General features: G+C 59.8%; 23 protein-coding genes, 1 tRNA gene and 1 pseudogene. 9 read left to right on the top strand and 16 right to left on the bottom strand.

From position 1 onward, the window contains the following. On the bottom strand, window positions 1–290 hold a 290-nt coding region (gene tnpB / locus ACM62R_RS13415; RefSeq protein WP_415184549.1), incomplete at its 3' end, for an IS66 family insertion sequence element accessory protein TnpB. Window positions 291–344: 54 nt separating this feature from the next. Next, window positions 345–767, bottom strand: coding sequence for a transposase (locus tag ACM62R_RS13410; protein ID WP_415184457.1), 423 nt, complete (start codon window positions 765–767; stop codon window positions 345–347). A gap of 78 nt (window positions 768–845) precedes the next feature. Between ACM62R_RS13410 and ACM62R_RS13405 the strand changes: the two are divergent. Continuing rightward, a pseudogene (locus ACM62R_RS13405) lies at window positions 846–1,816 on the top strand (IS3 family transposase). 226 nt (window positions 1,817–2,042) lie between these two features. Here ACM62R_RS13405 and ACM62R_RS13400 read toward each other — a convergent pair. The 3 genes from ACM62R_RS13400 to ACM62R_RS13390 form a co-directional block, all read right to left on the bottom strand. Beyond that, on the bottom strand, window positions 2,043–3,092 hold the full coding sequence (locus ACM62R_RS13400) for a quaternary amine ABC transporter ATP-binding protein (protein WP_415184548.1): 1,050 nt from the start codon (window positions 3,090–3,092) through the stop codon (window positions 2,043–2,045). Beyond that, window positions 3,085–3,972, bottom strand: coding sequence for an ABC transporter permease (locus ACM62R_RS13395; protein ID WP_415184547.1), 888 nt, complete (start codon window positions 3,970–3,972; stop codon window positions 3,085–3,087). Before ACM62R_RS13395 ends, ACM62R_RS13400 begins: the two co-directional genes overlap by 8 nt. Window positions 3,973–4,037: 65 nt before the next feature. Continuing rightward, window positions 4,038–5,042 (bottom strand): ABC transporter substrate-binding protein, encoded by a 1,005-nt coding sequence (locus ACM62R_RS13390; RefSeq protein WP_415184546.1) that lies wholly within the window; start codon window positions 5,040–5,042, stop codon window positions 4,038–4,040. Window positions 5,043–5,288: 246 nt separating this feature from the next. Here ACM62R_RS13390 and ACM62R_RS13385 point away from each other — a divergent pair, with 246 nt between their 5' ends. Together ACM62R_RS13385 and ACM62R_RS13380 are read left to right on the top strand one after the other, a co-directional pair. Next, window positions 5,289–5,786 carry a hypothetical protein gene (locus tag ACM62R_RS13385; protein ID WP_415184545.1) on the top strand — a complete coding sequence of 166 codons (498 nt, stop codon included), beginning with the start codon at window positions 5,289–5,291 and terminating at the stop codon, window positions 5,784–5,786. A 389-nt stretch (window positions 5,787–6,175) separates the two neighbouring features. After that, complete coding sequence (locus tag ACM62R_RS13380) at window positions 6,176–6,412, top strand: hypothetical protein (protein ID WP_415184544.1); 237 nt, start codon at window positions 6,176–6,178, stop codon at window positions 6,410–6,412. Window positions 6,413–6,449: 37 nt separating this feature from the next. Here the strand turns inward: ACM62R_RS13380 and ACM62R_RS13375 are convergent, their stop codons facing one another. The 3 genes from ACM62R_RS13375 to ACM62R_RS13365 form a co-directional block, all read right to left on the bottom strand. Continuing rightward, window positions 6,450–7,526: a hypothetical protein gene (locus ACM62R_RS13375; RefSeq protein WP_415184543.1), complete on the bottom strand. Its 1,077-nt coding sequence runs from the start codon at window positions 7,524–7,526 to the stop codon at window positions 6,450–6,452. Window positions 7,527–7,590: 64 nt separating this feature from the next. Beyond that, window positions 7,591–7,665: transfer RNA gene (locus tag ACM62R_RS13370), tRNA-Asn, on the bottom strand. 69 nt (window positions 7,666–7,734) lie between these two features. Next, a complete protein-coding gene (locus ACM62R_RS13365) occupies window positions 7,735–8,619 on the bottom strand; it encodes an MBL fold metallo-hydrolase (RefSeq protein ID WP_415184542.1) in 885 nt (294 codons plus the stop codon). A gap of 42 nt (window positions 8,620–8,661) precedes the next feature. Between ACM62R_RS13365 and ACM62R_RS13360 the strand changes: the two genes are divergently transcribed. Beyond that, window positions 8,662–9,981, top strand: a complete 1,320-nt coding sequence (locus tag ACM62R_RS13360; protein ID WP_415184541.1) for an ATP-binding protein — start codon at window positions 8,662–8,664, stop codon at window positions 9,979–9,981. Between the two features lie 179 nt (window positions 9,982–10,160). After that, on the top strand, window positions 10,161–12,569 hold the full coding sequence (gene lon / locus ACM62R_RS13355; RefSeq protein WP_415184540.1) for an endopeptidase La: 2,409 nt from the start codon (window positions 10,161–10,163) through the stop codon (window positions 12,567–12,569). 311 nt (window positions 12,570–12,880) lie between these two features. On the opposite strand, the gene metH is transcribed toward lon, so the two are convergent. The 6 genes from metH to ACM62R_RS13325 form a co-directional block, all read right to left on the bottom strand. Continuing rightward, on the bottom strand, window positions 12,881–15,604 hold the full coding sequence (gene metH, locus ACM62R_RS13350) for a methionine synthase (protein ID WP_415184539.1): 2,724 nt from the start codon (window positions 15,602–15,604) through the stop codon (window positions 12,881–12,883). Continuing rightward, a complete protein-coding gene (locus tag ACM62R_RS13345; RefSeq protein ID WP_415184538.1) occupies window positions 15,597–16,676 on the bottom strand; it encodes a homocysteine S-methyltransferase family protein in 1,080 nt (359 codons plus the stop codon). The genes metH and ACM62R_RS13345 overlap by 8 nt, the downstream gene beginning before the upstream one ends. A gap of 109 nt (window positions 16,677–16,785) precedes the next feature. After that, a complete protein-coding gene (locus ACM62R_RS13340) occupies window positions 16,786–17,640 on the bottom strand; it encodes a metal ABC transporter permease (protein ID WP_415184537.1) in 855 nt (284 codons plus the stop codon). Further along, complete coding sequence (locus tag ACM62R_RS13335; RefSeq protein ID WP_415184536.1) at window positions 17,640–18,524, bottom strand: metal ABC transporter permease; 885 nt, start codon at window positions 18,522–18,524, stop codon at window positions 17,640–17,642. The genes ACM62R_RS13340 and ACM62R_RS13335 overlap by 1 nt, the downstream gene beginning before the upstream one ends. Then, window positions 18,521–19,444: a manganese/iron ABC transporter ATP-binding protein gene (locus ACM62R_RS13330; protein ID WP_415184535.1), complete on the bottom strand. Its 924-nt coding sequence runs from the start codon at window positions 19,442–19,444 to the stop codon at window positions 18,521–18,523. Before ACM62R_RS13330 ends, ACM62R_RS13335 begins: the two co-directional genes overlap by 4 nt. 25 nt (window positions 19,445–19,469) lie before the next feature. After that, the gene (locus tag ACM62R_RS13325) at window positions 19,470–20,345 is read right to left on the bottom strand and encodes a metal ABC transporter substrate-binding protein (RefSeq protein WP_415184550.1); all 876 of its coding nucleotides are present in this window, start codon (window positions 20,343–20,345) and stop codon (window positions 19,470–19,472) included. Between the two features lie 155 nt (window positions 20,346–20,500). On the opposite strand from ACM62R_RS13325, the gene ACM62R_RS13320 reads away from it, so the two are divergent. Together ACM62R_RS13320 and ACM62R_RS13315 are read left to right on the top strand one after the other, a co-directional pair. Then, on the top strand, window positions 20,501–20,935 hold the full coding sequence (locus ACM62R_RS13320) for a Fur family transcriptional regulator (RefSeq protein ID WP_415184534.1): 435 nt from the start codon (window positions 20,501–20,503) through the stop codon (window positions 20,933–20,935). Between the two features lie 256 nt (window positions 20,936–21,191). Next, window positions 21,192–21,515 (top strand): arsenate reductase family protein, encoded by a 324-nt coding sequence (locus ACM62R_RS13315; RefSeq protein ID WP_415184533.1) that lies wholly within the window; start codon window positions 21,192–21,194, stop codon window positions 21,513–21,515. A 53-nt stretch (window positions 21,516–21,568) separates the two neighbouring features. Here the strand turns inward: ACM62R_RS13315 and ACM62R_RS13310 are convergent, their stop codons facing one another. Both ACM62R_RS13310 and thrS read right to left on the bottom strand, forming a co-directional pair. Beyond that, a complete protein-coding gene (locus ACM62R_RS13310) occupies window positions 21,569–21,775 on the bottom strand; it encodes a cold-shock protein (RefSeq protein ID WP_415184532.1) in 207 nt (68 codons plus the stop codon). A 195-nt stretch (window positions 21,776–21,970) separates the two neighbouring features. Further along, entirely contained in the window at window positions 21,971–23,923 is a 1,953-nt protein-coding gene (gene thrS, locus ACM62R_RS13305; protein WP_415184531.1) for a threonine--tRNA ligase, read from the bottom strand. Between the two features lie 173 nt (window positions 23,924–24,096). On the opposite strand from thrS, the gene ACM62R_RS13300 reads away from it, so the two are divergent. Both ACM62R_RS13300 and ACM62R_RS13295 read left to right on the top strand, forming a co-directional pair. Then, complete coding sequence (locus ACM62R_RS13300) at window positions 24,097–24,852, top strand: alpha/beta hydrolase (RefSeq protein WP_415184530.1); 756 nt, start codon at window positions 24,097–24,099, stop codon at window positions 24,850–24,852. Between the two features lie 66 nt (window positions 24,853–24,918). Beyond that, window positions 24,919–25,617: an alpha/beta fold hydrolase gene (locus tag ACM62R_RS13295; RefSeq protein WP_415184529.1), complete on the top strand. Its 699-nt coding sequence runs from the start codon at window positions 24,919–24,921 to the stop codon at window positions 25,615–25,617. Window positions 25,618–25,820: the final 203 nt, after the last annotated feature.

Genomic DNA, 25,820 nt, shown 5'->3' with positions numbered 1-25,820 from the left:
GCACTCGCAACAGCCGCATGACCCCGTCGCCGACCTTTGGCCCAGGCAAAGCCGCCCTGTTCCAATCGCTTGTAGATCATCCGTTGCCCGGCAGGCGATGCTTGCATCGCCGAGAGGAACGATCCCGCTGTCGTCCCAAAACAGAACCTTGATCCTGTTGCCACGCTTCGAGCGGAACACCACCATCCCCCCGCCTTCGGCGCAAAGCCCAGCTCGGCATGCGCCATGGTCGCCAGCCCATCGTGCCCTTTGCGAAAATCCACCCGCTGCCCGGCAGTGCATGGCTGCATGCACGAGAGGGGGCTTGGTTGCGATCACGGTCCTGACGGCCTGATCTGGAAAGATCACAGCACCTTCCCCAGCGCCGCCGCCAAGGCCGCCGCACGATCGGGGCTGCAATTCGGCGTCACATGCAAAACTGCGCCGCAGATCTCGATCTTGATCACCCCCGTATCTGCCGACGCGGCGGCCGTGGCAGCAACCGATCGCTCGATCATCAGCGGCACGAATGCCGGGGCCGCCTTGATCGGCACCACCAGCTCCCCTTTACGCACCTGACCGCGCCATTTCGAAAGATGCCGGGCAATCAGCCCATACTTCGCCGCAACATCGCAGACCCGCGCGCCGGGCTGAAAACTCTCGGCCACAATCCGCGCCTTGATGTCATCCGGCCAGCGCCAACGCCCGGTCGGGCCATCATGGACCTCGATCCGCGATACTCCCCGCGACCCGCGCACCTCCATCCGGTGCTCATGTTGGTGCTCCATGGCCAGTGTCGATGAAGTGGTCCGGCAAATTCAGACAGCGTGCTAAGATGAATCCAGCACCGACGACGGGATACAGAAATGACGACGGGACGCAGTTTTCCCGACAAGTTCAAGGCCACGGTTGCGCTTGAGGCGTTGTGTGGAGAGAAGACGGCGCAAGAGATTGCAGCCAAGCACAAGATCCACCCAACTCAGATGACGACTTGGAAACGACAGGCGATTGACGGCCTGACGGGCGTATTTTCCGACAAGGCGAAGAAGGCCGAAGTCAAAGAGTTTCACGCCAAGATCGGGAAGTTGGCGGTAGAGAACGTTTTTTTGTCACAGGGGCTGAAGCCGTTGCCCGGCAACGCATGTTTACATGCGTGAGAGGGGATAGGCGTCATGGGGCCTCAGGCGATCTACAAAGGCCCAAACACCCGTTGCCCGGCAAAACATGCAAAGCATGTGTGAGGGGGGGCAAGACGCATCCCAAGCACCCGATCTATCCATTCCTGCTGCGGAAACTGCCGATCACGCGTCCAGACCATGCCTGGTGCAACGATATCACTTACATTCCGGGCCGGCGTGGGTTCCTCTACCTTGTCGCGATCATGGATTGGGCAACGCGTAAGGTGCTGGCATGGCGGCTCTCAAATACGATGGACACCAGCTTCTGCGTTGAGGCGTTGAACGAGGCCATCGCCAAATACGGGCAACCCGAGATCATGAATACCGATCAAGGATCCCAGTTCACCGGGGCGGCCTGGATCACCACCCTGGCAAATGCCAAGATCAAAATATCAATGCCTCTCGGTGATTTTGCAAATCACCTGCCGGTAACAGATGGTCGGGGCCGCTATCTCGACAACATCTTCATCGAAAGGCTGTGGCGGTCCCTTAAGCAGGAGGCTGTCTATTTGCACGAATTGCAGGGCGGATTCCAAGTGAAACGCGTCATCGACGAATGGTTCGAATTCTACAACGCCGAGCGGCCGCACACCGCGCTTGCTAAACGGACCCCAGACGGCGCATACTTGGACCCAGCACAGATCAACCAAGCAGCATGAAACCTAACCCCGATGCGCCTTAGCTGAACCACAAACCTGTTCAGGAAAACAGGACCGCTTCAGTGTTGTTGGCGGCCACTGTTACGGTGAAGCGGGCTTGCAACCGCTCTACGCCGCGATAGACACTATCAGACCAAATTTAGCCGGACCGAAAATCTCTTTCGTCTCAAAAGCTACGCGGTCGATCCAGATTTTTTCACGGTGAAAACAACATCTGACCATCCGGTTAACTTGACACGCCCTCTCCACCAGGAGTGACCATCACTTTGATCAACGTCGAGAGTTTGACGTTGCCCAAAAACCGACCCAACTCATCTACAACCCGCGCAACGGTGGCGGATTCGCGGTTCATCAAGTCCATCGCGCCTTCAAGCGTCGTGCCAAAGGGAACAGTGACACCAGCGGCATCCACGCCAGATTCCATGATCGTTTCAATTTGAATGACGCGCCCGCGATTTACCTCGCGCACAAAGCGCGAAATGTAATCGTCGGCGGGGTGCAGAACGATCTCTTGCCCGGTTCCTTGTTGCACCACCTCACCATCTCGCAAAATCGCAATATGGTCGCCCAAGCGTAGAGCCTCATCCAGATCATGGGTAATGAAGACGATCGTTTTGCGGATTTCCTTCTGCAAATCCAGTAAGATCGTCTGCATATCCATGCGGATGAGCGGATCCAGCGCGGAAAAAGCCTCGTCCATCAGCAGGATCGGTGCGTCATTGCTCAGGGCACGCGCCAAGCCAACGCGCTGCTGCATTCCGCCCGAAAGTTGGTTTGGATATTTCGTCTCGAACCCTTTCAGGCCAACGCGTTCAATCCAATGCATCGCGGTCTCGACTTGTTTTGCGCGCGAAATACCCTGCACCTCCAACCCGTAAACGGTGTTTTCCAGAACATTGCGATGCGGCAGAAGTGCGAATTTCTGGAACACCATCGCAGTTTCATGGCGGCGGAACTGGCGTAGGGTAGTTCGGTCCATCTTGACCACATCGACGCCGCTTACCAGCACTTCGCCCGCTGTCGGGTCGATCAGGCGGTTTATATGGCGGATCAGGGTGGATTTGCCAGAGCCTGACAAGCCCATGATGACCTGGATCGAGCCCGCCGGCATAGTGATGTTGATATCGCGCAGACCCAGAACATGCAGGTGCTTGTGATTCAGTTCTTCTTTGGTCATGCCAGAGCGCACGGCCTCGATATGGGCCATTGGGTTGGAGCCGAAGATCTTGTAAAGGTTGCGGATTCGAATTTCGCCGATCGTCGCGCCCTCAGCCATGGATCACCTCCAGGTGTTTTTGCAGGCGTTTGCCAAAGGCTTGACTGACCCGATCAAAGATGATGGCCACGCCAACGATGGCAAGCCCGTTGAACATGCCAAGCGTGAAATACTGGTTCGAAATTGCCTTCAGCACTGGTTGGCCCAGTCCCTGAACCCCGATCATCGACGCAATCACTACCATAGCCAGCGCCATCATGATTGTCTGGTTTATGCCCGCCATGATCGTGGGCAGAGCCAGCGGCAATTGCACGTTCTTGAGCTTTTGCCAGCCAGATGACCCGAAGGCATCAGCCGCCTCAAGCATTTCGGCATCAACAAGCCGGATGCCCAGATTGGTCAATCGGATGATCGGCGGGATGGCGTAAATGATCACCGCGATCAGGCCCGGCACCTTGCCGATTCCCAAAAGCATGACCACCGGGATAAGATAGACAAAACTTGGCATCGTCTGCATAACGTCTAGAATTGGGTTGATAATTTGCTGGGTGCGCCGCGATTTCGCCATTGCTACCCCGATTGGAATACCAAGGACAATCGACAGAATGGTGCAGACCAAAATCATCGAGACCGTCTTCATGGTGTCGTCCCACATCCCGAAATAACCAATCAGGAGCAGGATCAGCAGCGTGCTGATCACGATTTTGGCGCTGCGGCTGGCAACCCAGGCGATAGCACCAATCACCAACAGCACAATCGGCCAAGGCGTCTGGGTCATCATCTTTTCCGAAAAGATCAGAAAATGCAAAAGCGGATTGAAAAACGCTTCAATAGAGTCGCCGTAAGCACGGGTAAGCCCCCGGAAGGCCTCATCAATCATTTTTTTCAACGCGCGCAAATGATCTTCATCCATTTGCGGAAAGGATGTCAGAAAGTCCATACAGCCACCTGCTAGTTATGCAATACGAGCGACGAATGTGCTTCGCCGCCCGCCTGATACTGCGGTTATTGCAGTGCGGTTTTGACCTTTTCGGCCACTTCCGGTGAAACCCAGGTTGTCCAGAGATCCTCATTGTTCTTGAAGAAATAAGACGCACCTTCGTCACCAGTCGCCTGGTTTTCGGTCATCCAGGACAAGAGTTTGTTGACAGTGGCGTTCGACCACGAACGGGTGTTGAAGTAGTCCATCGCCGGGCCTGCACGCTTGGCAAAATCGGTCGTCACAAGGGTTCTGACCGCATCTTTGGGCCATGCGTTCGGCTTTGGATCGGCGCAATCTGCAACGGTGTTGCAGCGTTTCCATTCGGCCGCATCATAGGGGACGGTATAGTCGAGTTTGACCATTTCGTATTTACCCAAGATGCTGGTGGGTTCCCAATAGTAGCCCATCCAACCTTCCTTACGTTCATAAGCCTTGGCAATCGAGCCATCAAGCCCCGCGGCCGAACCGGTATCTACCAGCACAAAGCCCTTGTCCGCCGCACCGTATGCCTTGAAATACTGCGATGTCACGACCGTGCCACCCCAACCCTGCGGGCCATTGTAGACAGCGCCTTTGCTGGCGTCTTCTGGTGCGGGGAACAATTCAGGATGCGCCAACGCGTCGTCGATGGTCTTGATCTCGGGGTGGGCATCAATCACATATTTCGGCACGAACCAGCCCTGCACCGCGCCATCTGACAATGCATCAATAGTGGCAATGATCTTGCCATCAGCGATACCGCCATTCACCACGTCGGGCAGCAGGTCGACCCAACCTTCGGGTGCCACATCCGGCTGACCTTTTTCAATCATCGAGGTCAGGGTCGGAACGGTATCGCCAACGATCACCTCTGCTTGGCAATCATAACCTTTTTCAAGGATGAACTTGTCAACGGCAGCAAGCACTTCGGCGGATTGCCAGTTCATGCTGGCGATAACAACCGAGCCGCACTCCTGCGCCAGAGCCACGCCGCTACCGACTGAAAGGACCGCCATCACCAATGCGGCGGACATCGCGAAATGTTTCATTGTCTTTCCTTCGTTGGTTTATCTGGGGCGAATCAAGGGTGCAAAGCCCAGTCGCAGACCGAACGTAACGCACGATATCGTGTTCGGAGGAGTCAATAAGCGACTATGCAACAACAATAATTGACAGGGGTTGGATTAATTTGGTGCGTCGCGTTTTCTCGTTCCGACATCATCCACAGAATGTAGCAGATAGAGAAACGCAACACCCACGCAACGCGCCATTCCACCGCTAGTTAAGATTGAAGGATGGCGCTGGGGGCAAGGTCGCGTGATCTCAGGCCGGCTCCATCGGGGCCGCGCTGTCTTGAAGGGGAGCCTAAATGGCGCCCCAGAAACGACAATCAACCAAGGAGATCCGCGACGAAGCACACTCTTACTGAAACACACAATATTGATGATCTGGCGGCTGAAGCCATGATGCTGGGCCGACTGGTCGCTGATCGCGCCAAGAAGGTTTGCCTGGGCGAAGATACCAAGGAAGTAGCCTTCGTGTCGCGTTGCCTGGCGCGGCTGAAAGAACGCCAGCCTTTCGACGAGGCAGGCGAGGGTGGCTTTGATGCCGTCATGGAAATTCTCGAGCGCAGTATCGCTTCGGAATGCCTGGGATGGGAGCAAAGGTTTCAGCAAACGGGCCATGATGAATTCGGCCCGCAGGGTGAAATCCACGAGGTGCCGGTCTATTCCGAACACGGCGCCGAATTGATCGAGCTGCAGAACCTGCTCCGGACCTTCCTTGTCTTATGACTTCCGTCGGCTCCTTTGCGATAAAGGAGCCGCTGCCTCGCACGGCATATATGCCGTGCGAGGCAGCGGCGGCGGTCGGATCGTGGTCTTCCGGGTCTATGGGGACCGTTCTCGAGTTGGATCGACCGCCGTCTTCACCTTGGGCCTGAACCGCTGACCGACAGGCGATTGCGCAGCAATCTGCCGAGAGGTGGATACGCGTGTTTGCGCCACGCAGAACAAGAAAAAGGCGAGACCTTGTTCGCCATTGGTTCAATAACAATGGTCGAGCGCGAAGATGACCGAATATACCATCGGCATTGATATTTCAAAAAAGCCATCTCGATGCCTTCCGACTGGAGGATCAGACAGCCAGGCAATTTGACAACGCGCCTCGTGGCTTTCGTGGCTTGATCAAATGGCTGCAGGAAGAACGATTTGCAGTTAATTGCAACGCCGAAACTTTCCTAACTGCCGAGCAGAGCGTCCTGACGGACGAGGCCGCCGACCTGCTCCGGCACAGCCTCTCTCCGGCGACTGAACGGGCCTTGCGGGGTGATCTGGCGCACTTTCAGTCTTGGGGCGGATCACTGCCCGCAACCCCAGCCTTGGTCTGTGCCTATATGCGTCTGACCCTGTCGCGCTGATGCAGGATGCGCTCGAAGGCGTCGTGCCGATGGAGCATCAGGAAGAGGCCCTGAGCATTCCGGGCATCGACCTTGGCGCCGGGGCGGTGAACATGGTGCTCGATGTCATCGATCTCGGTCTCGAGTTCGAATGGCCGCGGTTGGGCGCAGCCACCTGGGTGGGGGTGGCGCCGGTCTGCACGTCGGGCGGAAGCGGTGCGTTCCCGGCACGAAGAGCGCTGAAGGGCACGTCAGGGGCAGGCTCTGGCCTGACCGCATCCAGAGCCGCCGGCGGTGGAACAGCCCCAACACCGGTAACGTGAAGCATTGCTGCCGACGAAGCGACCTCGGCAGGCACGGATGCGGGAGGGACCGTCATGACGGGCGCCGCTGATTGCGCCGAAACAGCGGGCAGAGCGGGCGCCTGAGATGCCGAACGGCCTGCCATCACCGACCGGAAGATCGGGGTGGGTTCCGCGTGCCGCCCGACCTCCCGGCGCTTGCGTTCACTCGACGCATCCAGCATCACGCGTAGGGCTTCGAAGGCCAGCACACGCCAGTCGGCCGCTGTTTCGTCGAGAGCTACCCCCTGGCGCTCTGCCTGCTCGCGCAAGGGGGCGACCGCAGGGGCCCGATCGCCAAGCGCCAGCGCCCGGCGCAGCATGTCCTGGGTCGCGCGCTCTGCATGTGCCGCGAAATTCGCGGCCGCTTCCGAGCGCGGCTCGGCAGAGGCGCGCAGGGCTTCATGGGCCGCGATCTGGAATCGCGCCAGTTCGGTCAGCAGCGTGACATGTTCCGCACTCAGATGATCCACCGGTCTCTCCGTCGTCAGCGCGACGGCCAGGTCCATGAGCGCGGTCAGCGCGCGGACAAGACATGTCGCTTCGGAAAGGACGTCGGTGCGCAGGGAAAGACAGAGGGCCGAAATTTGATCGGGGTTCGATATCCTCGCGAGGGCCTTGGGCAGGCGCCGCCGGAAGAAGAAGCCTGAGGGCCGTTTTTCGAGGTAGGGGATATGTGCGACTCTGGCCATTAAAGGGTGCTCCGAAACGGGTTTCAGGGCATCCTGGAATCGCGGGCCGAGTACCGGGTCGTGCACCGCTTCGTGCACGCGTTTGTGCACCAGTTCGTGCACGTGCACGCGTGGCTCCGACTCTTGTCGGGGCTCAACCAATGAAATCAACCGCTTGCTGGGAAATTGGCTCCGGCGGTAGGGATCGAACCTACGACCAATTGATTAACAGTCAACTGCTCTACCGCTGAGCTACGCCGGAACACGAGGCGGTGTATAGCGGCGTGGATGGGGGGCGTCCAGAGGGTTTTGCAGTTTTTTTCACAAAGGTTCAGCGTCTTGAAAAAAGGGTGTTTTCGGTGAACTCGCCATCGGCCGTGATCTGGTTTTTTAATGTAAGATCAATCAAATGGGCAAACACGTTTCGCCTGGCTGCGGCCATCAGTGCCTTGGGGGTGTCGGTGTAGATCCGGGCGGTCAGGTCGGCCGGGGTGGCGGGGCCGTGGGTCAGGGCGTCGAGGATCTGGGCGGTGCGGCCCTGGCGGTGGCGGATCAGGTCGTCAAGGCGCTGATTGGGGTGCCCGATGGGGTCGCCGTGACCTGAGTAGAAGACCCGGGCGGAAACGGTGCGCAGATAGGCGAGTGAGGCCAGATAATCGCTCAGATCGCCGTCGGGCGGGGAAATCAGCGTGCTCGCCCATCCCATCACATGATCACCGCTGAAGACAATGTCGCGCCACTGAAAGCACAGGTGGTTGCAAAAATGCCCCGGCGTATGCAGGGCGGTCAGTGACCAATCGCCATGGGCGACGGCTTCACCGTTGGTCAGGCGGATATCGGGGGTAAAGCCGTGGTCGACACCTTCGCCACCACTTGAAAGGCCGGTCTTTGCCAAGGCGGTCATCACTGCCGAGCGCCCTGCGGTTGGCGGGCCAAAGGCCAGGACCTGGGCACCGGTGGCCTCGGCCAGGGGGCGGGCCAGGGGCGAATGGTCAAGATGTGCATGGGTCACGAAAATATGGCTGACGCGTTCACCCGGTGCCAAGGCGGCCAGAATTGCCTTGAAATGCGACGGCAGGGTGGGGCCGGGGTCGATAACCGCCACATCACCCGTGCCGATGATGTAGGTGTTGGTCCCCGAAAGGGTCATGGCCGAGGGGTTGGCCGCGCGTACCATGCGCACGCCATTCTCCAGAACCAGCGGTTGAGTGTCCATCTTGCGCTTTCCTATGTTGCGCCGTGTCGCTAGGCTTTTGCCATGGATTTTGACTGGCTCAAACGTTTGATGCCGCGCGGGCTTTATGGGCGGGCCGCGCTGATCCTGATTTTGCCGATCGTGACGATACAGCTTGTCGTGTCGGTGGTTTTTCTGCAACGCCATTTTGAGGGGGTAACCCGGCAGATGACGGGCACGATGCTACGCGAGGTAGTGTATCTGGAGGCCTTGGCCAATGCGGCGCCTGATCTGATCATGGCAAAGCGTGCGGTGGCCGCTGTCGCTGAACCGCTGAGCCTGACGGTGGTGCTGCCGGCGCCCCAAGCAACCGGTGATGCGCGGGTTTTCTATGATCTGTCGGGGCGGGTGGTGATTGCGACGCTGCGCGAAGGGTTGGACACGATTACCGCAATAAGGCTGGCAACGCTGAGCGATGTCGAACTGACCCTGACCACACGCCACGGGCCGATGCAGATCAGTTTTGATCGGCGTCGGGTGTCGGCGTCCAACCCGCATCAGTTGATTGTGCTGATGTTGGGCACCAGCCTGCTGATGACGCTTATTGCCTTTATTTTTCTGCGCAATCAGCTGCGTCCGATCCGGCGGATGGCGCTTGCGGCAGAGGAATTCGGCAAGGGCAGGGTGGTGCCCTATAAACCCTCTGGCGCGCTTGAGGTTCGCTCTGCGGGGGCGGCGTTTTTGGACATGCGGGGCCGGATCGACCGGCAGATCGAACAGCGCACGATGATGCTGTCGGGGATCAGCCATGATCTGCGCACGCCGCTGACGCGGCTGCGCCTTGGGCTGTCGATGCTGCCCGAGGATGAGGATGTTGCCGCCCTGGAGCGCGACGTGGCTGAGATGAGCAAGCTGGTTGATGCCTTTTTGGAATTTGCCCGCGACGATGCGGCCGACGGAGAGCCTGAATCCCTGGCCCCTTGTGCGTTTGTGGCCCAGATTGTCGAGGATTCGCAACGTGGTGGGCTGCCGGTCACTTTGGGGGTCTGTCAGGATGAGGGCACGGCGACATTCCGCCCAGACGCACTGCGCCGGGCGCTTGAAAATCTGATTGGCAATGCGGTGCGCTATGGCAACCGGGCGGTGGTTTCGGTCGGGCTGGGGCCGCGCGCGCTGAAAATCACGGTCGAGGATGACGGCCCCGGTATCCCCCCCGGCCAGCGCGAAGAGGCGTTGCGCCCGTTTTCGCGGCTGGACCCGGCGCGAAACCAGAACAAGGGGCAGGGGGTGGGGCTGGGCCTGTCGATCGCCGCCGACATCGCGCGCAGCCATGGCGGAACGATTCGGCTGGGCGAAAGCGAGGCGCTGGGCGGGCTGAAAGTTGAGCTGGTAGTGGCACGGTGACTCTGCCCGATGCGGCCTCTTTGTCCCTTGCGGTAGCCAATAAGCGCATGCATTAGCCGCAAGGTGATTTCGACCGGTTGAACCCATGCCCATCCACCCCTAGATATAGGATCGAACGGGAAGAACCGGGGGCTGCCGCGAGGGCGGGGCCAGTGTTCTTCTGCTATAGAGGAAATGCAATGAACGAAGCACTTTCGACCTCATTCCCCGTCCTGCCTTTGCGCGACATCGTGGTGTTTCCGCATATGATCGTGCCGCTGTTCGTGGGTCGTGAAAAATCGGTCCGCGCGCTGGAAGAGGTGATGGCCGATGACCGCCAGATCCTTCTGGCCAGCCAGATCGACCCCGGCGTTGATGAACCCGACACTGACGGGATCTACCGCGTTGGGGTTCTGGCCAACGTGTTGCAATTGCTCAAGCTTCCCGACGGCACCGTGAAGGTGCTGGTCGAGGGGAAAAGCCGGGTTCGGATCACGGAATTCCTGAGCAACCCAACTTACTTTGAGGCGCGCGCCGAGGCGCTGGTGGAAACGCCGGGCGATGAGGATACCGTCAAGGCGCTGCTGCGGTCGGTCGGTGACGAGTTCGAACGTTACGCCAAGGTCAAGAAAAACGTCCCCGAAGAAGCGCTGACGGCGATTGTCGAATCGCGCGAGCCGCAAAAGCTTGCGGATCTCGTGTCCGGTCATCTGGGGCTGGAAGTAGGCCAGAAGCAGGAGCTTTTGGAAACGCTTGATACCGGCGAGCGGCTGGAAAAGGTCTTTGGCCTGATGCAGGGCGAAATGTCCGTTTTGCAGGTAGAGAAAAAGATCAAATCCCGCGTCAAGAACCAGATGGAGCGCACCCAGCGCGAATACTATCTGAATGAGCAGATGAAGGCCATTCAGAAGGAGCTGGGCGACGGCGAGGAAGGCCAGAACGAGCTGAACGAACTGGAAGCCAAGATTGCGGCGACCAAATTCTCGAAAGAGGCACGCGAAAAAGCCCTGGGTGAGCTGAAAAAGCTGAAATCCATGAGCCCGATGAGCGCCGAGGCGACAGTGGTGCGCAACTACCTCGATTGGCTGCTGGCGCTGCCGTGGGGGGTGAAGTCGCGGGTGAAGAAAGACCTCGTGGCGGCCGAAAAGGTGCTTGATAACGACCACTACGGGCTTGAAAAGGTCAAGGAACGGATCGTTGAATATCTGGCGGTTCAGGCGCGGTCGGCCAAGCTGAAAGGCCCGATCCTGTGCCTTGTCGGCCCTCCGGGTGTGGGTAAAACCAGCCTTGGGCGCAGCGTGGCGCGGGCCACCGGGCGCGAATTCATCCGCATCAGCCTTGGTGGTGTGCGCGACGAATCCGAAATTCGGGGTCACCGGCGCACCTATATCGGCTCGATGCCCGGCAAGATCATTCAGGCGCTGAAAAAGGCGAAAACGACCAACCCGCTGATCTTGCTGGATGAGATTGACAAGATGGGCCAGGATTTTCGCGGTGACCCGGCCTCGGCAATGCTGGAGGTGCTGGACCCTGAACAGAACGCGACGTTCACCGACCACTACCTTGAGGTCGAATATGACCTCTCGAACGTCATGTTCCTGACCACGGCCAACAGCTACAACATGCCCAGCCCGCTGCTGGACCGGATGGAGATCATCCCGCTGTCAGGCTATACCGAGGATGAAAAACGCGAAATCGCGCGGCAACACCTGATCCCGAAACAGATCAAGAACCACGGGTTGAAAAAGGCCGAATTCAGCCTGACCGATGCCGCGTTGGACGACATCATCCGCCACTATACCCGCGAGGCGGGCGTGCGGAACCTTGAACGCGAACTGGCCAAGGTCGCGCGCAAGGCGGTGACCGAGATCCTGAAAGGCAAGGCCAAATCGGTTGTGGCTGATGTGGCCAAGGTTGAAGAATACCTTGGGGTGCGCCGCTTCCGCTATGGGCTGGCCGAAAAGGAAGATCAGGTTGGCGTCGTGACCGGGCTTGCCTGGACGAGCGTCGGCGGCGATCTGTTGCAGATCGAGGCGCTGAAACTGCCCGGCAAGGGGCGGATGAAAACGACCGGGAAACTGGGCGATGTGATGAAGGAATCGATCGACGCGGCCGCCAGTTTTGTGCGCTCGATCAGCCCGCAAATCGGGGTCAAACCGCCAAAGTTTGAAACCGTGGACATTCACGTTCACGTCCCCGAGGGCGCAACGCCGAAAGATGGCCCCTCGGCTGGCGTGGCAATGGTTACCTCCATCGTCTCGGTGTTGACCGGGATTCCGGTGCATAAAGACATTGCCATGACTGGCGAGGTCACTTTGCGTGGCAACGTGTTGCCGATCGGTGGGTTGAAGGAAAAACTATTGGCGGCCCTTCGCGGCGGTATCAAGACTGTTTTGATCCCCGAAGAGAACGCCAAGGACCTGATCGAGATCCCGGCCAATGTGAAACAGGGGCTGGAGATTATCCCTGTTACGCACGTTCGTGAGGTTTTGGCGCGCGCGCTTGTGCGCCAGCCAGAGCCAGTGGAATGGGATGAGGCCGCAGAAGAGGCCGCGGCAAAAGCCACCCTTGCCGCTGCCGCGTCAGGCCAAGGGGCGACGGCACACTAGGCCGAAAACGCCCCGCGCGGGCCCCCGTGACACCATGAAAAAAGGCGCGCCCTCGGGTGCGCCTTTTGCTATTGGGGCCGGCCTTTGCCCACTTTCAAGAGGCGATGAGCCGGGCGCGGCGCTGACGGTTCCCACCGGGAAGGGGGCGGCGGTGGCCTTGGGTGCTGATTTCGCCGTGCGGTCAGAAGGTCCGCCAAGGAGAAAAGCGAAAAACGGGCCGCAGTGCAACTGTGGCCCGCCCTCTATGGTCTGGGATTGTTTCGGCCGCCTTTCCCTGCCTTTGGCGTTTTACCCGCCCGTCAGGGAATGGATTATTCCGCCGCAACCGCCGCAGCATCATCGGGCGTGTAGTTCAGGATTGGCGTCAACCAGCGCTCGGCCTCTTTCAGCGGTATGTTCTTGCGGCGGGCGTAATCTTCGGCCTGATCGCGCTCGACCTTGGCGACGCCGAAATAATAGGCATCAGGATGCCCGATATAGATGCCCGAAACCGAAGATCCTGGCCACATCGCCATGCCTTCTGTCAGCTTGACGCCCACGGCAGCCTCTGCATCCAGAAGGCGGAACAGGGTGGTTTTTTCGGTGTGATCGGGCTGGGCCGGGTAGCCGGGCGCGGGGCGGATGCCGCGGTAGGGTTCGGCAATCAGATCGGTCGGGGCGAAGGCTTCATCGGGGGCATAGCCCCAATGTTCGCGGCGCACCCGTTCATGCAGCATTTCGGCCATGGCCTCGGCCATACGGTCAGCCATCGCCTTGACCATTATGGCGGTGTAATCGTCATTGGCCTGCGCAAATCGGGTGGAAATCTCGGCCTCTTCCGGGCCGGCGGTCACGACAAAACCGCCGACCCAATCGGGGACGGTATTTTCCGGGGCGACAAAATCGGACAAGGCGACATTCGGGCGGCCGTCGCGTTTGGTCACCTGTTGGCGCAGCGTATGCAGGGTTGCCAGTTCTTCTTGCCGGTTTTCATCGGTATAAAGCCGGATATCGTCACCGACCGTATTGGCAGGCCAGAACCCCAGCACGGCGCGCGGGCGGAACCAACGTTCATTGACAATCTGCGCCAGAACGTCTTTTGCATCTGCAAAAAGCGTGCGCGCTGCCTCGCCTTGTTTTTCATCATCAAGAATGCGCGGGTAGACGCCCTTCATTTCCCATGTCTGGAAAAAGGGGGTCCAGTCGATGTAGGACGCAATCTCGGCCAGATCCCAATCGTCAATCACCTGTGCTCCCAGGAACTGCGGCGCGGGCACATGGTAACTGTGCCAGTTTATTTTCAACGAATTGGCGCGCGCCGCCGCCAGCGACAGCCGCGTTTTGGCCGCCTCGGTGCGGGCGTGGCGGGCGGCGACCTCGGCGTATTCGGCGCGGGTCGCGGCGATGTAGTCGCTACGCTGTTCGGGGCTGAGAAGGGTCGAAACCACACCGACCGCGCGGCTGGCATCGGTCACATATACCGCCGGGCCCTGCAGATAGCGGGGTGCGATCTTGACGGCAGTATGCACCTTTGAGGTGGTCGCCCCACCGATCAGCAGCGGAATATGCAGGCCCTCACGCTCCATTTCAGAGGCCATATGGACCATTTCGTCCAGGGAAGGGGTGATCAACCCCGAAAGCCCGATCGCATCGACGCCTTCGGCCTTGGCAACCTCGAGGATCTTATGGGATGGCACCATCACGCCAAGGTCGATGATTTCATAGTTGTTGCAGGCCAGCACGACGCCGACGATGTTCTTGCCGATGTCATGCACATCGCCCTTCACGGTTGCCATCAGAATCTTGCCCGCGCTTTGACGACCGACACCACCCGACAGGCGCTTTTCTTCCTCCATGAAGGGCAGCAGCACGGCGACGGCCTGTTTCATCACGCGGGCCGATTTGACCACCTGCGGCAGAAACATCTTGCCCGCACCAAACAGATCGCCCACGACGTTCATTCCGGCCATCAACGGCCCTTCGATCACATCCAGCGGGCGGGCGGCAACAAGGCGGGCCTCTTCGGTATCGGATTCGATGAATTCGGTGATGCCGTTGACCAGCGCATGTTCCATACGCTTTTCCACCGGCCATTCGCGCCATTTCAGATCGCGCTCCTTGGCCTCGCGCGCGCCGGTGCCGCGGAAACGTTCGGCAATTTCCAACAGTCGTTCGGTCGCGTCATCGCGGCGGTTCAAAACGACGTCTTCGCACGCCTCGCGCAGTTCGGTTTCGATCTGGTCATAAACCGCCAGCTGGCCCGCGTTGACGATGCCCATATCCATGCCCGCCTGAATGGCATGGTAAAGAAACACCGCGTGCATCGCCTCGCGGACAGGTTCATTGCCACGGAATGAAAAAGACAGGTTCGATACCCCGCCCGAGACATGCGCATGGGGCAGGTTCTGGCGGATCCAGCGCGTCGCCTCGATGAAATCGACGCCGTAGTTGTTGTGCTCTTCGATCCCGGTTGCCACGGCGAACACGTTGGGGTCAAAGATGATGTCCTCGGGCGGGAATCCGACCTCCTCGGTCAGGATACGGTAGGCGCGGGCGCAGATTTCGGTCTTGCGCGTCTGGGTGTCGGCCTGGCCCTGTTCGTCAAAGGCCATGACCACGACCGCCGCACCATAGGCAAGGCACAGCCCCGCCTGGGCGCGAAACGCGTCTTCGCCCTCTTTCATGGAAATCGAGTTGACGATCGGCTTGCCTTGCACACATTTCAGCCCGGCCTCGATCACCTCCCATTTGGAACTGTCGATCATGATCGGCACGCGGGCGATGTCGGGCTCGGAGGCGACCAGGTTCAGGAACTCGACCATGACGGCTTTTGAGTCGATCAACCCTTCGTCCATGTTCACATCAAGGATCTGCGCGCCATTTTCCACCTGATCGCGCGCTACCTCCAGTGCCGCTGCATACTGGCGGTCAGTGATCAATTTGCGAAACCGGGCAGAGCCGGTAACGTTGGTGCGTTCGCCCACATTCACAAAGGGGATTTCCGGCGTCAGAACAAAGGGTTCCAGACCCGAGAGGCGAAGATGGCGTTCAGTCATGGCTGGCACCTTTTGTTGCAAGGGCGGGTTCAGCGGTATGAACGGCGCGAGGGGCATAGGGGGCCACGGCCTCGGCAATGGCACGGATATGGTCAGGGGTGGTGCCACAGCACCCGCCCACGATATTCACCAGCCCTTCGCGGGCAAAGGCCGCGATCTGGGCTGCGGTTTCGTCGGGGCCTTCGTCATACTGGCCAAAGGCATTGGGCAACCCGGCATTGGGATAGGCGCAGGTCAGCGTATCGGCCACGGCTGCCAGCTCCGCCATATGCGGGCGCATGGCGGCGGCCCCCAACGCGCAGTTCAGCCCCACCGAAAACGGCCGAGAATGGCGGATGGAGTGCCAAAACGCCGTGGGGGTCTGCCCCGAAAGGGTGCGGCCAGAGGCATCGGTGATGGTGCCCGAAATCATCAGCGGCAGGCGTTGGCCGTGTTCGGCAAAGGACTCGAACGCGGCAAAGATCGCGGCTTTGGCATTCAGCGTGTCAAAGATCGTCTCGATCAGGATCAGATCGGCGCCGCCCGCTATCAGCCCGCGGATTTGTTGGCCGTAGGCGATGCGCAATTCGTCAAAGGTTACAGCGCGGTAGCCGGGGTTGTTCACATCAGGGCTAAGCGAGGCGGTGCGGTTTGTTGGCCCAACCGCGCCGGCCACAAAGCGCGGTCGCCCGTCAATCGCGGTGGCCCGGTCAAGCGCGCGGCGCACGATGCGCGCGCCTTGTTCGTTCAGATCGTGGACCGCACCTTGCAGCCCGTAATCGGCCTGTGCGATCGTGGTGGATGAAAACGTATTGGTTTCAACGATATCGGCACCGGCCATGGCATAGCGAAAATGAATTTCCTCTATGGCCTGCGGCTGGGTCAGGATCAGCAGATCGTTGTTGCCCTTTTGGGGGTGGTCCGAATGATGGCGGCAGGCGCAGCCCGACCCGTGACCGCCAAAGTCTTCCTCGCTCAGGCCAAGGCCCTGGATTTGCGTTCCCATGGCTCCGTCAAGGATCACAATCCGTTCCCGTGCCAGTCGCAAAAGGGGGGCAAAAACCGCTGAACGGCGAAGCTGAAAGGGTTGCATGGCATGATCCGGTCAATTCAAGGAATGACGCAGGGTATGCCTTGTGCAACTTGAGTTCAAATTAATAATCTTGTGCAAGATTATGAAATTTGTTCACATTGGCGCGGTGTCAAGAGGCTATGGTATCCGCCCCAAGGCGCGATGTGCGGCGCGTCAGATGCAGGCGTCGCACAAAGGCCAAACTGAAAAACGCGGTCAGGATCAGCACGATTGTTGCCGCCGGGGCGCTGTCCAGAAAAAAGCTCAGATAGGTGCCCAGCAACATCGCCCCCATGCAGACCGCAACCGAGACCGCCAGCATCTGCCCAAAGCTGCGCACCAGCAAAAACGCAATCGCCCCCGGTGTGACCAGCAGCGCCACCGCCAGGATCAACCCCACCGCCGTCAATGTGCCAACGATGGTCAGCGACAGGCAGATCAACAGCCCATAGTGCAAAACCCGCGTCGACAACCCCGAGGCCTGCGCCTGCGCCGGATCAAAGGCGTTCAGCAACAGGTCTTTCCATTTCAGCAGCAACAGCCCCGATACCACCAGCCCGATCACCCCCGAGGTCCACAAATCCTCGCGGCCCACGCCCAGCATGTTGCCAAACAGGACATGGTCCAGATGCTCATTCGTCTGGATGCTGGTGTAAAGCACGATCCCCACCCCAAACATGCCCGAAAAGACCACACCCATCACCGTATCTTGTTTGACGCGGCTGTTGCTTGCCAGATAGCCGGTTGCCAGCGCGCAGGTCATGCCTGCGCCAAACGCGCCAATAATCAGTGGCACGCCAAAGATCCACGCCAGCACGATACCGGGCAACGTTGCATGGCTGACCGCGTCCCCCATCAGCGCCCAACCCTTCAGCACCATAAAACACGACAAGAGCGCCGTGGGCGGTGCGATCAACAGCACGATCCAGAAAGCGTTTTGCATGAAGGGAAACTGAAACGGTTGCAAGAGCGTGTCAAAGGGCATCAGCGGCTCTCCTCGGGGGCGGCGGCAGGGGGTTCGGCCAGCGCAAGGGCGGCCTTGCGGCGCGCGGCCAAAACGCCATGTTTCGGCGCAAAGACGAAAGCCGCCAGAAAGATCAGGGTTTGCAGCGTGACGATGATTCCCCCGGTGGCGCCGTTCAGAAAATAGCTGGCATAGGCGCCAAAGAAACTGGTCAGCGTGCCGATTGCCACGGAAAGAACGATCAGGCGTGGAAAGCGGTCAGACAGCAAATAGGCTGTTGCCCCCGGTGTCACCACCATCGCAATCACCAAAAACGCCCCCACCGTCACCATCGCCGCCACGATCGCCGCCGACAGCAGCAAAAAGAACACCGCCTTCAACAGGTCCGGCCGCAACCCGATAGAGCGCGCGTGGCTTTCGTCAAAGAACGTCACCATCAGGTCTTTCCACTTGGCCAGCAGCACCACCAGACAGACCACGCCGATGATTGCCAGTTGCAGCGTATCTTCGGGGGTGATCGCCAGAATGTTGCCCATGATGATTGTCTGGATACTGACCGACATTGGCGACAGCGACACCATGAACAACCCAAGCCCGAAGAATGAGGTGAAGATAATGCCGATGATCACGTCGATCTTCAGCCCCGAGCGGCCCGATAGAAACAGCATCGCCCCGGCCGCAAGCCCCCCCGCCAGAAACGCCCCCAGCGCAAACGGCAGGCCCAGAATATAGGCCCCTGCGATGCCCGGCACGACAGAATGGCTTAGCGCGTCACCGATCAGCGACCACCCCTTGAGCATGAGATAGGATGACAGGAATGCGCAGACCCCGCCGACCAGCGACGATACCCACATGGCGTTGAACATATAGCCGTAGCTGAACGGCTCCAGCAGAGTGGCGATCATGGCTTGCCCCCGTCGGGGTTCTGCGCGGGGGTTTTGGGTTTTTCCTTGCGCTTGCCGTAATGGACGAAGGGGCGTTCATCATCGGTGATGATGCGCAATTCGCGTGGGTCGTCATCATCATGCAGATCGGCGCCGCTGAGGGTAAAGTGGCGCAAGACACCGCCAAAGGCGCGCTCCAGATTTTCACGGGTGAAGGTTGCTTCGGTGGGGCCGTAGGCCAGCACGGTGCCTTTGACCAGCACTGTGCGGTCGCAAAAATCGGGCACGGAACCCAGGTTGTGGGTGGACACCAGCATCACCCGGCCTTCTTCCTTGAGCTCGCGTAACAATGTGATGATCTGTTCTTCAGTTTTGACATCAACGCCGGTGAAAGGCTCGTCCAGCAAGATCACCTGACCGGCCTGTGCAAGCGCGCGCGCCAGAAAGACCCGCTTGCGCTGGCCGCCTGACAATTCGCCAATCTGGCGGTGGCGCAGATCCTGCATGCCCACGCGGCGCAGCGCTTCGTCAACTGCGGCATGATCGGCGGCTTTGGCGCGGCGCAAGAACCCCATATGGCCATAGCGCCCCATCATCACCACATCCTCGACCAGCACCGGAAACGCCCAGTCGACCTCTTCCGCCTGGGGGACGTAGGCCACAAGATTTGCCGCCAATGCCTGTTTCACACTTTGCCCCAGCAGCCGGATTTCGCCGCGTGCCGTTGGAATGAAACCCATGATCGCCTTGAACAAAGTGGATTTACCCGAGCCATTGACCCCCACCAGCGCGGTGATGGTTCCGCGTGGGATTTCAAAGCTCGCGTTGCGCAGGGCGGTATGGCCGTTGCGGTAGGTTACGGTAACATTGCTGACCTGTATACCTGTGCCTGCATATGCCGTCTGGGTGGTGTGGGGGGCTTGGGAAAGGCTGTCAGGCATCGCAGTGTCCTTGGTTTGGCGTGGCTTAGTTTGCATGGGGGGCCAGCGCGGCTGCGATGGTTTCGGCATCAACGCGCAGCAGGTCCAGATAGGTCGGTACCGGGCCATCCGCCGCACTTAGACTGTCGACATAAAGAACCCCGCCATAGGCCGCGCCGGTTTCGCGCGCGACCTGTTTGGCGGGCGCCACATTGACGGTGCTTTCGCAAAACACCGCCGGAATGGCGTTTTCACGCACCTCGTCGATGACCTTGCGCACCTGTTGCGGGGTGCCGGTCTGGTCGGCGTTGATCGGCCACAGATAGGCTTCTTTCATGTCAAAGTCGCGGGCAAGATAGCTGAACGCGCCTTCGCAGGTCACCAGCCAGCGCCGGTCTTCGGGTATGGTGGCGATTTGGTCGCGCAGCGGCTGAATCGTGTCGCGGATTTTCGTTTTATAGCTTTCGGCATTGGCGGCGTAGGTTTCGGCATTGGCCGGATCATGTTCAGACAGCGCGTCGCGGATATTGTTGACATAGATCAGCGCATTTTCGACCCCCATCCAGCCATGCGGGTTGGGCAGCCCCTCATAGGCGCCCTCAGCGATAGGCAGCGGCACCAGCCCGTCAGATAGCGTGGCCGACGGCAGATCGCCAAGGTTGTCGATGAACTGCTTGAACCACCGTTCAAGGTTCAGACCGTTCCACAAGATCAGATCCGCGTCACTGGCGCGCACGATGTCTTTTGGTGTCGGCTCATAGCCGTGGATTTCGGCACCGGGCTTGGTGATGGACACGACCTCGGCGGCATCGCCCGCGACGTTTTGGGCCATGTCGGCCAGGATGGTAAAGGTTGTCACCACCTTCAGCGGTCGCGTTCGTTCAGCATTTGCCGAAACGCCACCAAGGCCAAGCATCGCCATCGCAAAGATTACCCGGCTTGCATGTCTTTTCATTAGTGCGCCCCTTCGATTAGCCGTTGCCAGATGTAAATGCGAACCAGTCGCAACTGTCAACTTGAAATGCGAACCTTTCGCAACAACTTGCCAGCCCGCGACAAATGGCCTAAAAATCCGGCATGACACAGCCCCGGATTCCGCTTGCCCATAATGCTGAATATACGCAGGTTTTGCGCAATGCCGGGTTGCGGGTCACGCAGCAACGCATGGCCATCGTTGCGATTCTGGCTACCGCCGATGACCACCCCAGTGCCGATGATGTGCTGACCAAGGCGCGGGCGCTGGATGATACGGTGTCTTTCGCAACCGTCTACCGAACGCTGGCCACCTTTGAAGAGGCCGGCCTGATCCGCAAGCTACCGTTTGAGGATGCGGCGGCACGGTATGAAATGGCCCCGCAATCAGACCACGACCATCTTGTCGACATCGACACCGGCGAGTTGATCGAAATCCCCGGCGATGAAATTGCCCAACTTCGCGCGCAGATTGCTGAAAGGCTGGGGTATGAAATCGTCAGTCAACATACGATTTTGCGGGGGCGGCGTAAACGCTGAGCGCCTCTTTCGCGCAAACCGATGCGAATGCGACCGCCTTTCTGCGCGCCTAAGCCGCCCTATCGGCGTTTGAATGCGCCCCAGACCCCGACGCGCCAAGCGCCCCCGAACCGTCTTTGGTCGCCCTTGCGTGGCAGTGGTTGGCGGATGGCGCCAAAAACGCCCTGCGCGGATAGACCCCTGCGGTGTGCCCCGCTAACAATACCCCCGGCACCATGATTCTGCGCACCCTGCGCCATTTGACCCGGAGAACGCGATGATCCTTTATGGCATTCCCACCTGCGACACCTGCCGCAAGGCCCAAAGGGCGCTGACTGCGGCGGGCCACGTCGTCACCTTTCGCGATGTTCGCGCAACACCCCTGACCGCGGATGAGCGGGCCGAGTTTCTGGCCGCCTTTGGTGATAAGCTGATCAACCGCGCCTCGACGACATGGCGCACCCTTTCCGAGACTGACCGGGCAGCCCCGCCCGAGGCGCTGTTGGCGGCCCATCCCACCTTGATGAAACGCCCGGTGATCCGCGCAGACAGCCTGACCCTGGGCTGGAGCGCCGCCACGCAAGCCCTTTTTCTTTCATGAAAAAGGCCCGCGCGTGATGCGCAGGCCATCGTTCGTGTTTTGGTGGGCCGCGCCTAGAGCAGCTTCAACTCAGCCGCAGATTCGCGGCCATCACGCCCCGCCTGCAGCTCGTAGCTGATCTTTTGGTTGTCATTGAGGCCCCGCAGCCCCGCCCGCTCGACCGCAGAGATATGCACGAACACATCCTTGCCGCCATCATCGGGGGCGATGAAGCCAAAACCCTTGGTAGTATTGAACCATTTCACGGTGCCGGTGGCCATCCCGTCTCTCCTTCATCAAAGATCCCGAGGGCAGCATACCACCGGGCCGTGCAGCCAGGTCTTTCGGGTCTTCCGGCTGCCCCATGAAAGGGAGGCGGTAGGAAAGTCGCAGGTCACGTACCTGAAAGAATGCCCTATTGCGGCATAAAATCAACAAAAAAGGGGCCCCGTTCGGGCCCCTTGGAAGTGAAATTCCTATGGCTGGCGCAGGTCCGGGGGGGTCGCTTCGGTGCGCAAGGCGGTCACGATCGCGTCCAATGTAACCGATTCAGTGCGGTTTTCACCCAGCCGACGAACCGAAACGGTGCGGTTTTCGACCTCTTTCATCCCGATGGCCAGAATGACCGGCACTTTGCCGACCGAGTGTTCGCGCACCTTGTAGTTGATTTTTTCGTTGCGCGTATCGGCCTCTGCGCGGATGCCAGCGGCGCAGAGCGCGTTGGTGATCTCGCGCACATACTCATCGGCGTCGGATACGATCGAGGCCACGACCACCTGACGCGGTGCCAGCCAGAACGGCAGTTTTCCGGCGTAGTTTTCGATCAAAATCCCCAGAAAACGCTCAAAACTGCCCAAGATTGCGCGGTGCAGCATATAGGGCCGATGTTTGGCCCCGTCTTCGCCCACATATTCGGCGCCCAACCGCGTCGGCAGGTTCGGGTCAACCTGGAACGTGCCGCACTGCCACTGCCGGCCGATTGCGTCGGTCAGTTTGAAGTCCAGCTTTGGCCCGTAGAACGCGCCTTCGCCGGGGTCGATCACATAGTCCCGGCCAACCTTTTTGATCGCATTTTCCAAAGCGGTTTCAACGGTATCCCAGTCTTCATCGCTGCCGATGCGCACATCGGGGCGGGTCGACAGTTTGATATCGAAACTGTCAAAGCCAAGATCGGCATAAACGCTGGACAAAAGCTCGATGAAGGCGGCGCATTCCGCCTCGATCTGGTCCGCGGTGCAAAAGATATGCGCGTCATCCTGGGTAAACCCGCGCACCCGCATCAGCCCATGCATAGAGCCCGACGATTCGTAGCGGTGGCACGACCCGAATTCAGCCAGCCGAAGCGGCAGGTCGCGGTAGGATTTCAACCCCTGATTATAGACCTGAACATGGCAGGGGCAGTTCATCGGCTTTAGCGCGTTGATCCGCTTTTCCTTGGCGCCTTCCTCGTCCACTTCGACAAGAAACATGTTTTCGCGATAGGCTTCCCAGTGGCCGGACCGTTCCCATAAAACCCGGTCCACAACCTGCGGCGTGCGGATTTCCTGATAGCCGGCGGTGCGTTGACGGCGGCGCATGTAATCTTCCAGCGTGCGGTAGATCGACCAGCCGTTGGGGTGCCAGAACACCATGCCGGGGGCCTCTTCCTGAAGGTGGAAAAGTTCCATCTCGCGGCCAAGTTTGCGGTGGTCGCGCTTGGCGGCCTCTTCGAGCATGGTCAGATGCGCCTTCAGATCATCGCGGTTCTTGAAGGCCACGCCATAGATCCGTTGCAGCATGGGGCGGGTACTGTCACCCAGCCAATAGGCGCCCGCGACACTGGTCAGTTTGAACGCATCGGCCGGTAGTTGCCCGGTGTGTTGCAGGTGCGGGCCACGGCACAGATCCTGCCAGTTGCCATGCCAATACATCCGCAGATCCTCGCCCAAGGGGATGCGGTCGATCAGTTCAACCTTGAAAGGCTCGTTCTTTGTGACGTAATGCGCAATCGCGCGTGAGCGATCCCAAACCTCGGTTTTTACCGGATCGCGAGCGTTGATGATCTGCTTCATCCGCGCCTCGATTGCGCCCAGGTCTTCGGGTGTAAACGGCTCTTCGCGGTCGAAATCGTAAAACCAGCCCTGATCGCGTACCGGCCCGATGGTGACCTTCACGTCGGGCCACAGCTCTTGCACCGCGCGCGCCATCACATGCGCAAAATCGTGGCGGATCAGCTCTAGCGCGGCCGCGTCGTCCTTCATCGTATTGATCGAGATTTTGGCGGATGCCTTGATTGGCCAGGCAAGATCATAAGGCGCGCCATCCAACGTGGCCGAAATCGCGGCCTTTGCCAGCGACGGCGCGATCGAGGCCGCTACATCAGCAGCGGTCACCCCGGCGGGGTATTCACGCGTATTGCCATCGGGAAAGGTAAGGGAAATCTGGGGCATCATGCCTCCTCGTCGGTTTGGCGCCCACGGAACGCCCGGTTGCGGGTATATCGCCAGCGGTATCTGATTTTCCGCGCGCCAAGTCAACCGGGGGCGCCGTGGTGTGCCCCCCAAAGCGGCGTTCTGGCCTTGCGCCGCGCACGCCGTTAGACTGCCGCAAAAAGGAGCAGCCCATGACCGAATTTCTGACCACCGCCGACAATCGCCGCATCGCCTATGATCTGACGCCGGGGCAGGGGCCGGGCGTGGTGTTTCTGGGGGGCTTTCGCTCAGACAAGGAAGGCACGAAGGCATTGGCGCTAGAGGCCTGGGCGCGGGCGCGGGGGGCTGCGTTTTTGCGGTTTGACTATTCGGGCCATGGCCAGTCGTCAGGCGATTTTCTGGACGGCGCGATAGGCGACTGGTTCGAGGATGCCTTGGCGGCGGTCACGGCGCTGACCGAAGGGCCGCAGGTGCTGGTTGGGTCCAGCATGGGGGGGTGGATCTCGCTTTTGTTGGCGCGCGCCATCCCTGCGCGGGTAGCGGGCCTTGTGACAATCGCGGCAGCGCCCGATTTTACCGAAGACAGTATGTGGGCCGGCTTTGATGCGGCCCAACGCCGCCAGTTGGCGGAGGAAGGGCAGGTGGCGCTACCTTCGGAGTATTCGGACGGGCCCTATATCATCACCCGCCGCCTGATTGACGAGGGCCGCAGCCGTCTGGTGTTGCGCGACCCCTTGCCCCTGCCGTTTCCGGTACGGATGCTGCAAGGCACTGCCGATGCCGATGTGCTGCCCGAGGTTGCCCTGCGGCTGTTGGCCCATGCCGATAGCCCTGATTTGCGGCTGACAATGGTCAAGGATGCCGACCACCGTTTTTCCACGCTTGCCTGTCTGCGCCTGATCGAAGCGACGGTTGAGGAGGTTCTGGCCCTGCACCAACCCGCCTGAGGTGTCGCATTTGCCTCTATGCCGGCTATCTGCCACAGTTGCCGTTACCCATTCAGGAATTACGACATGGCCGCTGAACCGCTGCTTCTCTTGCCCGGTATGATGTGCGATGCGCATCTGTTCTGGCATCAGATCATCGCGTTTTCGTCCACGCGTCCGGTGCTGGTGGCGCCGCTGACCGAGGGTTCGACGATCGAGGAAATGGCCGACGCGGTGTTGCAGATTGCGCCGCCCGTTTTTGCCGTGGCAGGGCACTGGTTGGGCGGGCTGGTCGCGATGGAGATTTTGCGCCGCGTGCCCGACCGGGTCGCTAGAATTGCGCTGCTGGATGTATCGCCCCTGTCCGAGACGCCACAGGTTGCAGCACAGCGCGAAGCCCGCATCGTGCGCGCGCGGTCGGGTAAGCTGATCGAGGCGCTGCTGGACGAGGTTCCCGCCCAGGCACTGGCGCCCGGGCCGGGGCGGATCGACATCCAGGCGATGATGCTGGAAATGGCCGAGGCACTGGGGCCTGATGTGTTTCAGCGCCAGTCGCGCGCCCTGATGCGCCGCCCCGATCAGCAGCGCACATTGCGCAATACGCGGGTACTGGGTCTATTGGCTTGCGGCGAACACGACACCCTCTGCCCGCCGCGCCGGCATGAATTTCTGGCCGAGTTGATGCCCAATGCCGATTTCCGATTGATCCGTGATGCTGGTCATCTTGCGCCATTGGAGCAACCCGAAGCGGTGACGGCTGTTTTGCAAGACTGGCTTGATAGGTAACCACCCCATTGGCACCGCCTGCCTGAGCGTGGCGCGATAATCTAAGACACGTCGCTAAAGACGTCGTTAACGACGTGTCTTATGCGGGGTCTGTTATGCGTGATGAGATTCTTGGGTTGGAGCGGCGGCGTTTCTGGCGCGACGAGGACAAGCTTGTCTTATGCTGAACCCGGCTCCTACAGTATGAAGGAGCCACTGCCCGC

The sequence above is a fragment of the Phaeovulum sp. genome (assembly GCF_047638075.1).
In the GTDB taxonomy this organism is placed as follows: Bacteria; Pseudomonadota; Alphaproteobacteria; order Rhodobacterales; family Rhodobacteraceae; genus UBA6197.
This window is presented reverse-complemented; position numbering and strand designations above follow the sequence as displayed.